Annotated in this window: 13 protein-coding genes; 5 read left to right on the forward strand and 8 right to left on the reverse strand. The window is 41.3% G+C overall.

Annotated features, from left to right (window positions below; translation table 11 throughout):
* Positions 1-15: 15 nt before the first annotated feature.
* The 4 genes from porL to JKG61_RS18220 form a co-directional block, all read right to left on the reverse strand.
* Complete coding sequence (gene porL / locus JKG61_RS18205; protein ID WP_202104389.1) at positions 16-657, reverse strand: type IX secretion system motor protein PorL/GldL; 642 nt, start codon at positions 655-657, stop codon at positions 16-18.
* A 51-nt stretch (positions 658-708) separates the two neighbouring features.
* On the reverse strand, positions 709-2,007 hold the full coding sequence (gene porK, locus JKG61_RS18210) for a T9SS ring complex lipoprotein PorK/GldK (RefSeq protein WP_202104390.1): 1,299 nt from the start codon (positions 2,005-2,007) through the stop codon (positions 709-711).
* A 268-nt stretch (positions 2,008-2,275) separates the two neighbouring features.
* On the reverse strand, positions 2,276-3,043 hold the full coding sequence (locus JKG61_RS18215; protein ID WP_202104391.1) for a uroporphyrinogen-III synthase: 768 nt from the start codon (positions 3,041-3,043) through the stop codon (positions 2,276-2,278).
* A 12-nt stretch (positions 3,044-3,055) separates the two neighbouring features.
* Positions 3,056-4,042: a DUF4271 domain-containing protein gene (locus JKG61_RS18220; RefSeq protein ID WP_202104392.1), complete on the reverse strand. Its 987-nt coding sequence runs from the start codon at positions 4,040-4,042 to the stop codon at positions 3,056-3,058.
* A gap of 46 nt (positions 4,043-4,088) precedes the next feature.
* Between JKG61_RS18220 and JKG61_RS18225 the strand changes: the two genes are divergently transcribed.
* Positions 4,089-4,655 (forward strand): DNA-3-methyladenine glycosylase I, encoded by a 567-nt coding sequence (locus JKG61_RS18225; RefSeq protein ID WP_202104393.1) that lies wholly within the window; start codon positions 4,089-4,091, stop codon positions 4,653-4,655.
* Here JKG61_RS18225 and hpt read toward each other — a convergent pair.
* The 3 genes from hpt to JKG61_RS18240 all read right to left on the reverse strand — a co-directional run bounded on the left by hpt (position 4,652) and on the right by JKG61_RS18240 (position 8,011).
* Complete coding sequence (hpt, locus tag JKG61_RS18230) at positions 4,652-5,197, reverse strand: hypoxanthine phosphoribosyltransferase (protein ID WP_202104394.1); 546 nt, start codon at positions 5,195-5,197, stop codon at positions 4,652-4,654. The two genes, JKG61_RS18225 and hpt, sit on opposite strands and share 4 nt — an antisense overlap.
* Before the next feature lie 3 nt (positions 5,198-5,200).
* The gene (locus tag JKG61_RS18235) at positions 5,201-7,246 is read right to left on the reverse strand and encodes a transglycosylase domain-containing protein (RefSeq protein ID WP_202104395.1); all 2,046 of its coding nucleotides are present in this window, start codon (positions 7,244-7,246) and stop codon (positions 5,201-5,203) included.
* Between the two features lie 138 nt (positions 7,247-7,384).
* Positions 7,385-8,011 carry an outer membrane beta-barrel protein gene (locus JKG61_RS18240; RefSeq protein WP_202104396.1) on the reverse strand — a complete coding sequence of 209 codons (627 nt, stop codon included), beginning with the start codon at positions 8,009-8,011 and terminating at the stop codon, positions 7,385-7,387.
* Between the two features lie 314 nt (positions 8,012-8,325).
* Here JKG61_RS18240 and JKG61_RS18245 point away from each other — a divergent pair, with 314 nt between their 5' ends.
* The 4 genes from JKG61_RS18245 (at position 8,326) to JKG61_RS18260 (ending at position 13,100) form a co-directional block, all read left to right on the forward strand.
* Positions 8,326-8,610: a hypothetical protein gene (locus tag JKG61_RS18245; RefSeq protein WP_202104397.1), complete on the forward strand. Its 285-nt coding sequence runs from the start codon at positions 8,326-8,328 to the stop codon at positions 8,608-8,610.
* Between the two features lie 48 nt (positions 8,611-8,658).
* Entirely contained in the window at positions 8,659-9,717 is a 1,059-nt protein-coding gene (locus JKG61_RS18250) for an Mrp/NBP35 family ATP-binding protein (protein WP_202104398.1), read from the forward strand.
* A gap of 139 nt (positions 9,718-9,856) precedes the next feature.
* On the forward strand, positions 9,857-11,278 hold the full coding sequence (locus JKG61_RS18255; RefSeq protein WP_202104399.1) for a Gfo/Idh/MocA family protein: 1,422 nt from the start codon (positions 9,857-9,859) through the stop codon (positions 11,276-11,278).
* Between the two features lie 1,192 nt (positions 11,279-12,470).
* Positions 12,471-13,100: a hypothetical protein gene (locus JKG61_RS18260; RefSeq protein ID WP_202104400.1), complete on the forward strand. Its 630-nt coding sequence runs from the start codon at positions 12,471-12,473 to the stop codon at positions 13,098-13,100.
* 252 nt (positions 13,101-13,352) lie between these two features.
* Here the strand turns inward: JKG61_RS18260 and JKG61_RS18265 are convergent, their stop codons facing one another.
* Positions 13,353-14,669 carry a DUF4302 domain-containing protein gene (locus JKG61_RS18265; protein WP_202104401.1) on the reverse strand — a complete coding sequence of 439 codons (1,317 nt, stop codon included), beginning with the start codon at positions 14,667-14,669 and terminating at the stop codon, positions 13,353-13,355.
* Position 14,670: the final 1 nt, after the last annotated feature.

Here is a 14,670-nt window from a genome sequence, read left to right on the forward strand (position 1 = left end):
CAATTAAAGTTACACTTAGGAACGATTCGTATTCATAGCTGACAGCATATTACCATATATGGCATTCAATGACGTCAAATTTTTATTAAAAGTACTCACTTGTTCTTTAAACTGCTGCATATCTCCAGAAGCCTCGTTAAAGGTCTGCAGATCCGCTGCTGCACGCTCAAAAGCATGACTTAACTGTGATGCACCGGTCGAAGCAGCATTCAGCTTGTCAGCAAACTGATTCGTAGCTGTGGCCGTATCGGCAACCTTAGAAATTGCAGCGACTTTATCTCCGAATGTACGTAAACCGTCTCCTAAATTACCAATCAGATTTTCATCGATTTTAGCATCTTGAAGCAATTTGTCCAAGGCTGCTGTATTGCCTACCGCTACAGATTGTGCTACGGGCGCTACGGCACTACGTTTAGGAAGTTCTCCATTGAAATCCTCATCCAGTTCTGGATACACTCTAGTCCAATCGACATCCTTTTCTGCAGCCATGAATCCCATAATGAAAAACAATAAAGCTTCCACCGCCAGTCCGATACCGATCATCCATTCCCCCCCTTTGAAGTGAAGAATTTTAAACATCAAACCGATAATAACTACAGTCGCTCCCCAGTTGATAAGCGTGTTGATTCCAAAACCAAATTTCTTTTTGCGTGCCATATGACTAATGCTAATTTACTAGTACGTTATTAATATTATTGCTCTTATATTCTAATATGCTACCCCAGGGTAACGTGTAACCGACCGAAAGCCAATATATGACTTGGCGGTATCTTGATACTCATATTGTCGAGTTCCATTCTGCAGAAAGAACCCAACATCCTTCCATGATCCTCCTCGGATTACTTTACGCTTCAACGTTTCGTGATCCGAAGCTTTTGCATTGTAACTATACGTAGGGTTCATATCATGAACAAAAGAATAGGCAGATTCATTGTAACTTGACTGTGTCCATTCGGCCACATTACCCGCCATATTATAAAGACCAAAATCATTTGGCAAATAAGAATATACAGGTGCAGTGTAAGCTACACCATCATCTATATAATTACCCCGCCCAGGTTTGAAGTTAGCCATGAGACAGCCCCTTGCGTTGCGCGCTGTAGGTCCGCCCCAAGGATATTGTGTACCTGTCTTACCTCCTCTAGCTGCATATTCCCACTCCGCCTCCGAAGGCAACTGATAATCGAATCGAGGTTGTACGCGATTTTTAACTGCCGCGTTGTTAAACAATTGTGTACGCCACGAATTAAATGCTTGCGCTTGACGCCAGGTAACTCCTACCACAGGATAGTCATCAAAAGAAGGGTGCGAAAAATACCCATTGACCATAGGTTCGTTTGCCGCGTAACTAAAATCAGCAAGCCATACAGTCGTATCCGGATAAATCAGCATCGTATCACGCATAATAAAATCAGAGCGTCTTTTAGAAGGGTCGTTTCTTCCGCGTACCGCAGCTTGTTGATCATACCACTCAAAGTGATACTTCAAAAGACGCACGTCCAATTCATTTCGACCAAAAACACGATCTTCTCCCTGATAAAACATACTGTTAAGACGTTCTCGCTTAGTTGGATCTTTTTCCCTCCAAGGAGACAGCTTACTCACTTTATCCCAGTCAATATATCGCTCACCGCCGCCGCCTTGGGTCGGCAGGAAATAAGAATCGTCACCTAAAAAATTGTGAATAAGAATAGAGTCGCGGACCCAGTTAACAAACTGTCGATATTCACTATTCGATATCTCCGTGTCGTCCATATAGAAAGGCGCAATAGTTACTTGTCTATTTTGTGCAGTCTGCGAAAACCCAATGTCTTCGTCCGATTGCCCCATGATAAACGTACCACCAGGGATAAGTACCATTCCGTACGGTGTCTTATTTGCTTTCAGCTTATCCAAGCGCACACCTACCAGCTCCCCTGTATTACTTGGACCTTTACAGCCCAAAGCAACTACCGCTATCAGCGCACATAGAAAAACATAAGACAATCTGTAACGATTAAATTTCATAAACTAATAATCTAAGCTAAAACTCTACTCTTCAAGTTATTTCTATCCTCCATCAAAAAGTCAACCAAAAAAAGCTAATTCTGATATCCTATATAATAGAAACCTCAAGAAAAAACACCTCAAACTTTTCAATAAGCAAAAGATGCATCTAAAAATAAGTGTTAATTACCTTATTCAACCAAGAAATTTCAAAAAAAAGAATAAAAAGAAGCCACATCCTTCTTATTTAACACTTTTTAACACCATCCTTAGGTTTGATAAAATGCACTTATTTATTCACTTGCTTTATATATTGTTCCACCGCCATAGTCATACTCGGTGCGCTGGGTGTAGGCGCAGGAATATCCAATAGCAATCCTTTCTCCAATAAAGCCTGCTGTGTACTTGTTCCAAATGCCGCGATACGTGTGTCGTTTTGTACGAAATCCGGAAAATTCTCATAAAGAGACTGCACACTAGAAGGGCTGAAGAAGACGATAACATCGTAAAAAACGTCCTTTAGATCAGCTATATCACTGATTACCGTTTTAAACAAAACAGCAGGCGTAAAATCGTATCCATTATCCTGGAGCCACTTTTGCGTTTCTTCATTTGCAACGTCAGAACATGGGAACAAAAACTTCTCTTTGCTGTGTTTCTTCAATACTTCTTCCAAATCTTTGGCGGTTTGCTTACCAAAGAATATCTTACGCTTTCTATACTGTATGTATTTCTGCAGGTAAAGTGCAATAGCTTCTGAAATACAAAAATACTTTAGCTCTGCAGAAACCTCAAAACGCATTTCTTCACAAACTCTAAAGAAATGGTCTACAGCGTTTTTACTTGTAAATATTACGGCAGAAAAGTCGGAAAAATTAATACGATCTTTTCTAATTTCCCTCGCAGGAACCCCCTCCACATGAATAAAACCACGAAAATCCAATTTTAGATTATACTTTTCCGCTAACGTAAAATAAGGCGACTTATCATTTTCAGGCTTTGGTAAGGTAACCAATACGCTTTTTACTTTTTTTGCTCTCGCAACGTCGATCTGCATAAAATTCTATCTTTAATTGTTTAGTGTTTTCACTAATATTAAAATCGGTGCAATTTCTAAACCGCAAAGATACAGAATTAAATAAAAGATTGAAAACCTAAGATTTCCAACAAGATTGTAAGCTGTCCGTAAAAAGCGGTATAAGAACAAGATAGACACTACAACGAGAAAAAAAATTAATATTATCTTAAAGTAAGCGACAGGAAAAAAGGTAACAAAAAGTAATAGAGGCATTAATATTAACATACTATTGAAGTATACTAAATATAACACTGCGACATACTCCCTAACTAGTCTTTCGACCTCAAAAATCACTGCAATAAGACGCACCATTACAATCTTGGCGACGAATAATACAGCTACGAGAATAGAGATCTGTAGAAAGTTAACAACAGTAACCTCACTCATCGGGCTATAGCCAGAACGATAGATAAGAATAAATAGTCCCAAAGAAAAACTAAATATTATATATAAGAATATATAGGGCCATGATGTCACCACGCTATCTTCTTTACTGATCTGAGCTAATACCCTATCATTAAAGAATCCGTATATGATATTCTGAAAATTAGAATAAAAAAACAGCCTGACCAAGCCTATCCCCAGAAATAGCAAAATCAACACACCTATGATCCACAACGGCCGGTCCACTTTCTGCATAGCCTGCATGGTAGGCACTTGCTCGTGAGCAGCAAGACTTTTCGTAAACGCCATCCAAGAGATAAAATCATTATCACTCACAATTAATTCTTGACGCAAACTATCCATATAATGATTTGGCCTATTACTATCGACAAAGATGTACATCCTAGCCAAAGAATCTCTTTTCATCTGTACAGCGCGCAAAGAATCCTGCGTGCCCCGCTGCAAAGAATCCAACTGTACTGCAGATGGGGCAACCTGTGCATTCAGATTGGCAAACACTAATACTGCCACCAATAGCATCAAAAGATATTCAATTTTTTTCCTAATTTGCGACAGCCTACTCTTTGTTTTCATGTGTATTCAAAGGTAGGATTTTTGTCCTTAAAAACTAAACGCTTCTATGAGTGATACAACCAATAGATGTCCATGGTGCGGAAACGACCCACTATATGTCAAATACCACGATACCGAATGGGGAAAACAGGTTACTGACGACCGGATTTTATTCGAATTCCTGATCCTGGAATCGGCGCAGGCAGGCCTAAGCTGGATTACAATTCTACGGAAGCGCGAAGGATACCGTCGGCTATTTGCAGAATTTGATCCACAAAAAGTCGCGTTATTTACAAACGAACAGATGGATAGTATTGTACAGGATCCAGCGATCATAAGACACCGCGGAAAAGTGGCTTCTGCTGTCAGCAATGCACAGATTTTTCTTGCAATACAAAAAGAGTTTGGCTCTTTTTACAACTATCTGTATTCATTCATGCCAGACCAGCGGCCTCTCCGAAATAATCTAGCTACGCTGAAAGACGCACCTACCCGCACGGCTCAATCTGACGCGTTATCAAAAGATCTGAAAAAAAGAGGAATCAAATTTTTTGGCACAACAATATGTTATGCCTTTATGCAAGCAGTAGGCATGGTAGATGACCATCTCAACGACTGCGACTTTAAAAACTAACCGGCTCCTGTAACCTCTCTGTAAATATCAGGGAGGTTGCGGCACTGCCCATTATAATCCAACCCATAGCCTACGACAAATTCAGGATCGATTTCAAACCCTACATACATAATATTATCAAAGTCGTATTGAAGACTGTCAGGTTTTATCAATAAAGTACATACGGCAATACTCGCCACCTGCAATATCTCCAGCGCCTCCATCGTGTGCTTCAACGAGTTCCCAGAATCGACAACATCTTCAACAATAACAATGTCGCGACCTTTCAAATCCATACCAACCCCTATAAGCTCGTGTATACTTCCTTGCGCTGTACCTTCGTAAGATGCCAATTTAACAAAAGACATTTCACAAGGAACATGCACCTGCTTCATTAAATCAGCCATAAACATAAAACAACCATTCAGCACACCAATAAACACGGGGTGCTTATCAGCATACTGCACATTGATATCTATACCAATCAGTCTAATTCTCTTTTTTATCTCATCATATTCAATGAAAGGTTCGAATCTTAAGTTATCGATCTCTATCTTGCGCATTATCTAGTTCTTTTGTTCTTTATTTATCAGCTTGTCCAATATAGACTTCTTTGCCGCCTCTTCTCTTTCCATTTCCTCCATCAGAAGCTCATGTTCCTCGACTACATCTAGCGATACTGTATCCCTTACAAGTGGCGCTGGCGGCCGCAGATCAGATTGTAGCACCACCTCATAAAAGCCGTAGCTAGCGGGCACATTTACATCTTTCAGATCACCTACCTTCGTCATGATATAGCCATAGGTATTGAAATGGCGTTGTACCCAAGGCTTAAGATGTCCCGTATAATCAAAGGAAGACAATCCTGTCTTTGGTCTAGGTACAATGCTAGAGAGGAATAAACTCTCCCCAAGATTGAGCTCCTGAGGCCGCTTCTTAAAATAATACTGCGATGCCTCCGCAATACCGTATACATCTTTCCCCCATTCGATCACATTCAGATAGACTTCAAAGAGCCTATCTTTACTCACTTGCCCCGATGCTTCCATCAGCCACACCAATAAAATCTCTTCAAATTTACGCGTCATCGTCTTCTTGCGGTTTAGAAAAACGTTCTTTACCAACTGCATAGACAAGGTACTCGCTCCTCTTTTAAACTTCCGCTCTTTAATATTGGTCCGGATGGACAATTTAAAGGCTTCTTCTTCAAACCCATTATGTGTATAGAAAAAAGGATCTTCTGTATTACGCACGGTAGTCTTCAGTACATAAGGTATCTGTGCCAGCGGTGTAAAATTAGGATTGTCCGGGCCTACCACGATGTGCCTTACAAAGGTCGTATCATCATACGCGTCATACTCAAAAGGAAAATTCAGCGAGTCCACCTTAGCTTTCCCCCAATGCAACACCTTCAGATCGGTATCATCGATTGATGACTTGAACACGATATGATCTGGATTATCCAGTTCCACCGCAAAATCAAGATCATAATCCACTTGTCCAGTCACTTCCACTCCTTGAAGACTTTCAAATAAACCGGTAGGAATAGCATCGAAAAAATTCTGTGCCGTAAACGGCCCTGTACGTACGGAAAGCTCAATCTTCTTAGCCGGCTTGATCGTAAACTTAGCCTTTGGAGACACAGAAAACTCTTTAACTATTATTTTTGACTTATCCGTTAACGCAATATAATCATTAGCTATGGCCAAGCCCCCCGTTGCCTCCCCATGTGGCAATATCACAGGTTCGTCCGAAAGCTGCCTATGCTTAACGACCAGATTATCATATTCGACCGCTCCAGTCAGATGCAACAGATCCTTTTCCACTTTCCGGATACCCGCAAGGTCAAAAACCAATTTATCAAAGCTAATGCCCAAACCATATTTGCCGCGTAAAAAAGGCAGTTCTGTATTCTTCTCTTTCGACGACACTTCGACCCTCAGTTTTTGTTGATCACCATTCACGTAACCTTTCAGGTGCCACTCGGCATCATGATCATTCAGAAAAAGACTTGTTTCGAAATCGCCATCATCAATAATAGCTTTAGGCACACGTATACGTTGATGCAACAGACTATCCTGGTAAGAAATTTCAAAATCATTCATCCGCATATTATTGGGCACCTTAGAAAAGATTTGCCTGGCAAGGCGCTGTGCCCATTCTGCAAAGTTGCGCTCATTGGGCTCTTCTACGGAGGTGGAGTCCCTTTCCTTCTTACGGAACAAAAAGTCGTAATTACTGAGTGTGTCTTTTTTCACAAAGGACATTTTGCCCTTATCCAGATCAAAGTGTCCAATTTTAACTTCACCAAACAATAAAGGCCATATCCGAATACCGACCCCCAGATGATCCATCTTAGCCAGCGTATCTCGACCCATAGGGATTAAAGTAACCCGATCAAAAACAATAGTCGTCAGCCCATCAAAGCGATAACTAGCCACATTAAAATCAAGCTGATAGTCTTTTTTAAGCTTTGTTTGTGCTTTACGCACAGCCATATCCAAGTATCCCTGTCGTTTGGACATCGCAAAAGCAAATGCTACTCCAAGCAATACAACAAAAGCTCCTAGGGCTATTATAAGCCACTTTTTCCGTGACGATGAAAAACGCATATCAAAATCGACCTAATTTCGACGTTAAACTTAGATAAAAAGCTTGAAAATCCCGAAGATGCATCAAAAAAAAAATCGAGACATCTCGATTACAGCATCAAAGATATCTCGATTTAATTACCGTGTGAGCTGGAAAAACTATAATCTAGCACTGAATCCCAAAGATAGAAATCCTTTGAACCCAAATCCTAACTCAGCAAACCCAGCAAAACGCTCTCCATACCTAACTCCTATAGGATTGATCTGAAAGGCAAATACTGTTGAGCTATAATCGTTATCATTATTAGCCGTTGCTCCCACACTGGATTTACCGGAGAAAGTAGTCACTCCTGCGGAAGCATTTCCGTACAACCGTACTTTCCTTTTATTCATATAAGCGTACTCTGCAGAAGGCAATATCAACACAAAGTTTGTTTTTCGAGTTCCCTCTTGTACATCCCCCCCCTTCTTCAATTCGTAATCTGCTTTGAATTGCATATAGCCGAGGTCCAGTCCAACATTAAACCGAGGGGTAACATGATACCTATAGTCTAGCCCATATACCAATGGCATTGGACTTTCGCCTGTACGCTTTATTTTGTAATCACTAAAAGAGCTGCTAAAAGCATCTGTTAAAGACATGGTGATACCATTGACAACTGCTAGCGGTATTCCATCACTGATCTGAAATCGCAGTTCATGTTTGGACTCACTAATCTGCGCAACAGCTCTTGAACCGATACAGACAGACAGAAATACACACACAAAAACAATCGCTTTCTTCATAACAAAAAGTTTTAAAAAATTGTTTATCAAACAATCAAGGTTTATAAAAATATTCTGATGCTAAACTACTTATAATAATACAGAAGGCCAAATGTACATTTGGAACCCATACTTCCGTTACACGGATGGCTCATATGTAAACCACAAAGAGCAAAACTTGCATATATAACTTATTTTCATTATATTACAAAATTCGGGCGTAAAACACTTCGACTTTTTGGGCGGATTTTCTTTCGATTTAAGAGCAGATATGGCAGGAGTACAGCTATACTCTATTACGTCTTTATTTCACATTCAAAAAAATCACTAAGCATATGAGCAATAACATTTTAATACATTATCCTAAGGCCAGTTCAAGGCCTGTAAGTGTCAACTACAAAGTATCTAATGAGGGGGATCTCAAGACCATCACATGTAGCGTTCCTGACAAAGAAAACACGCCATCTTGGCTAGAGCTACAAAAGTTCGAATTAGTCGCTATGAAATTTGACAATGCCTACGATCTGGTATTCGAACAACGTAAGTTTGACCGAAATCTAGATACGGTATTATTTATCGACAAGGTATTCGAAAAGATTATGGATTTGAGGCAAGCATGACACGTTTGTCTGCCGCAATGTGTAGCTTTGTAATAGAATTACGAAGTTATGATTACAAAAGAGCAGATATTACACGCATTGAGCCATGTAGAAGACCCGGATTTAAAAAAAGATCTGGTGACCCTGCATATGATTCAAAACATAGAGATATATCCCAACAAGTTAAAATTTGATGTGGTACTCACCACACCTGCCTGTCCGATGAAAGGGCATATCGAACACGCCTGTCGTAATGCGATTGCCCTATTTGTCGATAAAGATATCGAGGTCGACATCAATATGACCTCCAATGTCACTAGTGTGGATACCTCTCAACTCAAGGGCATCAAGAATATCATACTCGTATCCTCCGGAAAAGGTGGCGTAGGCAAATCTACCGTATCCAGCAACCTCGCATTGGCTCTTGCTGAATCAGGCGCCACGACCGGATTATTGGATGCTGACATTTACGGTCCGTCCCTCCCAATCATGTTCGGCCTTGAAGGAGCCAAACCGATGGCTACGCAGATGCCCGATGGTAAGACGAAAATCGAACCCATAGAGAAGTTTGGATTGAAACTTCTTTCCATTGGTTTTTTCACTGATCCGAATCAACCGATTCCATGGCGCGGACCGATGGCGACATCGGCTATCAAGCAGCTCTTCAATGATGCGGATTGGGGCGAATTGGATTATCTGATCGTAGATATGCCACCGGGTACGGGCGACATTCATATCACCGTATCACAGACCTACCCTATTTCGGGGGCAGTCATCGTGACTACTCCACAACAGGTAGCACTTGCCGATGCAATTAAAGGAATAGCCATGTACCGGATGGAGGGCATCAATGTCCCGATTATTGGGATCGTAGAGAATATGGCCTACTTTACACCTGCCGAACTGCCCGACAACAAATACTATATCTTTGGTAAAGATGGTGGTAGGCGATTGGCAGAAGACAATAAGGTACCGTTCCTAGGCGAGATTCCATTGATCAAAGCGATCAGCGATGCCGGAGATAATGGTTTCCCAGTTGTCATGGACGACAGTGAAACCATCGCTCAGGCCTATAAAGACATAGCGGGCAGAGTCGCCCAGGAGGTCAGTATATTAGCGAATAAATAAAAGATTAAGAGCAGGCTAAGCCTGCTCTTAATCTTTTATTGCTATAGTATCGATCCAAATCAGAAAGCAAAGTGTGTTATATACTTGGAATAAACCTGGAATAATATTATTTTCGAGTATACTTAAACATCACTAGATTATGAACAAACGGGAATTTTTAAAACGCAGTACATTAGGCGCTCTAGGACTGCTTCTATCCCCCTCTATTCTTAAAGCTATTCCAGCAGACCGTCGCTTACGCACGGCACATATCGGTGTTGGTGGAATGGGTCGGGCGGACCTAGATGCGATCTCTTCCCATACGAATGTAGATGTCTTCGCGCTATGCGATGTGGATGCTGTAAACCTAGCTGAAGCACACAAACTGCACCCTCGCGCCCATATATTTTCGGATTATCGAAAGATGCTGGCCGAACTCGGTAATCAGATTGATGCCGTCATCGTATCCACCCCCGATCATACCCATGCTCCTGCTTCCCTATTGGCCATGCAGATGAATAAACCCGTCTATTGCCAGAAGCCCTTAACACATTACGTGTCAGAATCGCGTGAAATGAAAAAAATGGCGGCTGAAAAAAAGCTGGTCACCCAGATGGGCATTCAAGTGCACTCCTTTTACGACTACAAGTTAGCCACACTGTTGATTCAATCCGGCATTATCGGAAAGGTACACACCGTACACGCATGGTCGCCAAAAAACCACGGTTATGACGGCCCCCCTCCATCCGGAGAAGATCCGATCCCAGAAACGCTAGACTGGAACCTATGGGCCGGCACGTCGCCAAAAAGGCCCTACAAAAAAGATGTATATCATCCAGCCCGTTGGAGACAAATAATGGATTACGGCTGTGGCACCCTGGGCGATATGGGGGTACACATTTTTGACACACCCTATAATGCACTAAAGCTTGACGTACCACGTACGATTATTAATGAATGCCGTCCCACTAATGGCTTTGGATTTCCGGAGCACAACAAAGTGACCTATGAATTTCCGGGAACCGAATATACCACCAAATCTTTAAAATGGATATGGTACGATGGTCCCGGCGCACCAGCAATACAGGAAGACCTGATGTTGCCCAACATGCAGGGGGCTAAAACAGCAGAAAGGAAACAGGATGATCCAGGTGTATTGTCCTTAGATCCCAAGATAGCAGGCGATGGACAGCTGCCAGAGCAGGGTGCTATGTTTGTCGGTACCAAAGGACGTTTGTTGCTTCCACACTTTATGCAGCTGCCTCGGAAAATAGTCAATGGCCAATATGTCGATATCACCGATGAAATAGACAAAGTATCGGCTACGTATAATCTAGGCAAACCCATCCGCGACTATGATAAGGAAGGAGCTAAGCATTACCACGAGTTTGTAGATGCCTGCCTAGGAAAAGCAGAGTGCTCCGCGCCCTTTGACTATGCCTCCCGGCTCACAGAAACTATTTTACTAGGTACTATTGCCGGACGCTTCCCTGGCGAAACCCTACATTGGGATGCCAAAAAGGCAAAATTTAAAGAGGAAAAAGCAAATCAATATTTACAGGGCGACTATAGATCATTTTAAGCAACTCTTGTTTGCTTAAAATAGAAGAGGTTTCAATCACGATGATTGAAACCTCTTCTTGTCACATTCAGGTTTCTTCGCCAGCTTCGTATCGGTATCTTCCGACAAAAGCTCAACAACTCATTTTTTTGACCCTTTTAGTACAATCCTGACGGATTACTGGGAGGGTTTCTTTCTCTGTAAGTCTGTGACAGACCGACGCATTGACACGGCGCTCTTCAGGTATACACTGTACAGTTTAAATCCATAGCATTCGGTAGTTATTGCATCTCCCTTCAAGAGAGGTAGGAGACATGTTCGAGACTGACTTGGGGGATACTCGCCTATTGTTCGCCTATTCTTCGACCATCGTTTGCCTTGAAGACCAAGCATTATCGACGAATTGTCAAAGGACAGGCGAAGCAGTCCCGAAGGAATCCCGAGGATGGTACGGAGCATAGTCGAAGCTATAACGGACTTGAGCCGACTTAAAGGGACTTGAGCGGACTTTGACTGATAATTGTATATTATTGATAAATCACATGCAGAATGCTCTATATACCGATATAAAACTGCTAAAACCATGCCTCTACGCTAAAAATCAATATAAAAGAGCGCCCTATCGCTACGTAACATGGATACATTCTTGTAGAAGTAGATGAGATACTGAACCAAAAGGATTAGAAACCAGCAGCAGTAATTAAGAGTCTGGGCTACATATGTGACATACTCATATCGGTACCTGCTATATTTAGATCACTTTCTACAGTTGCTACGTAGCAATTGGAACCATAATGATGATTCTATCCCTAACTGTTCTTACTTTATGACTTACCTATACGAGACTGCGAGAAACTCACAACAGTCTACCGCACTCATAATTAACCATGAAGAACACCAACCATCATTCAGAGCAAAATATTGTTTCTTTAAACGCATGTTACGTAGCGATAGCATAGACTGCGAAGACTTTCTCATATAGTTGTACACCACTATTTACTACTTATACCAGATCAAGAACAACTCGTATACCATTGCCGATTACTTAACACCCAAAATATGGAAGTAGGTCCTCTCCAAAGACATGCCTCGGAGCATTCGCAAAGACTCAAACCATAACTTCTTAATTGTGAGTTCATTTAAGTTTTAGTATATTGAGTCTGCCTATTAATGGTAAGCATTTATAAACTACTTGACCTTTTTTGTTTTAATTATGAAGTACATCCGTGCAAAAGCAAACTTTTTCCGATTGGCCGATGAGAAGTTAATTGTCTTGGGAGCCCGCATTATAGAGTGCATGAAGACATCAGAGGTCTTTACCGATCCCACTCCTACCATAGTACAATTGGAAGAAGCTTACGCATCCTACTATGAAGCGGTAGTACCCGCGGCTAGTCGAAGTAGGGAGACGCAAGCCTTGAAGCGTGAACGGAAGCGCGTACTGGCAGATTTATTTCAACAACTTGTCTATTACGTCAATATGGTAGCAGACGGACAGCTATCCCTGCTATACAGCTCCGGTTTTCCGGTGTTGACCGGCAAGCGGACAGGCGTAATACCAGATACCCCGTCAGGAATAATACTGGAAGACGGCAGACGGACCGGTGAAGTCGCATTCCGATTTACTCCAGTAGGTAGAGACATGCAGTATGAATATAGCTTTGCCGTAGAAGACTTAAGTAAAAAAGAGCTGGTATGGGGCGAATCCTTATTTAGCACTAGATCCTTCAAAACCTATCAGGATGGGTTTACAGCAGGAATCTACATTTACTTTAGAGTCAGAGCTCGCAACAAAAATGGAGTAAGCGATTGGTCTACAGAAGTTCGTTTTTTGGTCCGGTAAACTAAACATTTAGAGTTCAACTCTCTAAAGTTTTTCCGAGCGGTATGCTTTACTTACTCATATAAACGTTTAAATAGGGTCTGCTGATAAAGTCAAGCAGTCCCTAGATAGCGAATAAGTTTATCTAACGCCAGAACACAAAGAATAGCCCCTAGCGCCTGAACTCGATGCGCCAGTGATTATTAAAAAACATTCTTAAACGTACGATATGAAGGTGAAGGAGGTTGTCTTTTTGTCACAACCTCTTTCACACTATTCTCCTAATTTACCATATAACATATTCATGTTGTTTGTCGCTGATCGGATAGCAGCAATAGGATATTTGACAGACGCATCCGTACTGGACACCCATTCCAAAGTAAACTCTCTCTCTTCACCTGTACCAAAGAAATTATTAACAGCCGTTAGTTCGGCAACCCGAGAATCCCAGTTACCGTTAGTATTTGCTCGTTTTATAAATATCTTATTACCTTCTCGCCTATACGTATAGTTTGCCTGCGCATTAAATGAAGTTGTTGCATTACTATATCCAATGTAAAAATTCAGATTGGTACTACTTGTAAATGCGAAATACATCGATGAGATAGTACGTCCTGTACCTGAGAAAGCTGTACGAACGGCAGAAAAAATGTGTTGATTTGCAGACACGCCTGGCACTACAGTAGATAATATACGCTTAAATGTTTTATTATAATCAAAAACTGACTCGATTGAATACGTAGGTGTATCTTGTTGCCTGACCTCATCTACTGTCCCATCCGAGTAATTTATAGAAAGCTTATTATCTTTAATGGAAAGCCCGATTATTCTCTTCTTACCAAATACAATAGGTATCACCAGATTCGCATTATGTTCACTAAAATAAAATGCACTATTCACGGACGACGAAAGACTTTTATTCGACTTATCTATTAACGAAAACCGCGCAAGCTTAGCTGCCAAATCAAGTTCAATGGCTAAAACTTGCGTCTCGTTCTCGATATAAGTGAATTTGTATCCATCATAAAGCTGGCTAAAGGTATTCTTATAAGTATTAAAACCTTTATTTAGAAACAACTCCTGCTGCGCCTGCGTATTTTTCACCAACATCAATGGGTTCTTGTATTTACGTCCTTCAAATACTAGCGTATCTCCGGCAGTCATTCTATACATATACTCCACATCACTTTTATATCCACTACTAGCTGTTCCGCCTGCCACACCAGGCACAGGATCTTGCATTAAAGAAATATAATTATAGGTATCAAAAAGTAAGCTTGGCACAGACGTAGCTGCGACACGATAGGTTGAACTTTGTACCGTATTGCCCGATACGACTGAATAATCACTTAACATTTGCAGTGTATTATCCGCATCAAATTTAATATAAAAACCATACCCACCACGAGCCGAAGTACCAATCCCCCCATGCCAACCATAGGGTGCACTTTGTAAGGATTTCTTAATAAAATCGACAGAATCTTTAATACGCTGTTCAGGCGCAGCCTGCATTAATTGCTCTACTTCCACCTTTTGACAAGATAATAGGGAGACAATAACCAAAATTCCAAAAATCAAACTTGTTCTCATA

Origin of the sequence: Sphingobacterium faecale, assembly GCF_016746095.1 — a bacterium.
Lineage (GTDB): Bacteria > Bacteroidota > Bacteroidia > Sphingobacteriales > Sphingobacteriaceae > Sphingobacterium > Sphingobacterium faecale.

Bases quoted from the DNA above. Each gene is read 5' to 3' on its own strand.
- porL (WP_202104389.1), bottom strand. From the start codon at position 657: ATGGCACGCAAAAAGAAATTTGGTTTTGGAATCAACACGCTTATCAAC.
- porK (WP_202104390.1), bottom strand. From the start codon at position 2,007: ATGAAATTTAATCGTTACAGATTGTCTTATGTTTTTCTATGTGCGCTG.
- JKG61_RS18215 (WP_202104391.1), bottom strand. From the start codon at position 3,043: ATGCAGATCGACGTTGCGAGAGCAAAAAAAGTAAAAAGCGTATTGGTT.
- JKG61_RS18220 (WP_202104392.1), bottom strand. From the start codon at position 4,042: ATGAAAACAAAGAGTAGGCTGTCGCAAATTAGGAAAAAAATTGAATAT.
- JKG61_RS18225 (WP_202104393.1), top strand. From the start codon at position 4,089: ATGAGTGATACAACCAATAGATGTCCATGGTGCGGAAACGACCCACTA.
- hpt (WP_202104394.1), bottom strand. From the start codon at position 5,197: ATGCGCAAGATAGAGATCGATAACTTAAGATTCGAACCTTTCATTGAA.
- JKG61_RS18235 (WP_202104395.1), bottom strand. From the start codon at position 7,246: ATGCGTTTTTCATCGTCACGGAAAAAGTGGCTTATAATAGCCCTAGGA.
- JKG61_RS18240 (WP_202104396.1), bottom strand. From the start codon at position 8,011: ATGAAGAAAGCGATTGTTTTTGTGTGTGTATTTCTGTCTGTCTGTATC.
- JKG61_RS18245 (WP_202104397.1), top strand. From the start codon at position 8,326: ATGAGCAATAACATTTTAATACATTATCCTAAGGCCAGTTCAAGGCCT.
- JKG61_RS18250 (WP_202104398.1), top strand. From the start codon at position 8,659: ATGATTACAAAAGAGCAGATATTACACGCATTGAGCCATGTAGAAGAC.
- JKG61_RS18255 (WP_202104399.1), top strand. From the start codon at position 9,857: ATGAACAAACGGGAATTTTTAAAACGCAGTACATTAGGCGCTCTAGGA.
- JKG61_RS18260 (WP_202104400.1), top strand. From the start codon at position 12,471: ATGAAGTACATCCGTGCAAAAGCAAACTTTTTCCGATTGGCCGATGAG.
- JKG61_RS18265 (WP_202104401.1), bottom strand. From the start codon at position 14,669: ATGAGAACAAGTTTGATTTTTGGAATTTTGGTTATTGTCTCCCTATTA.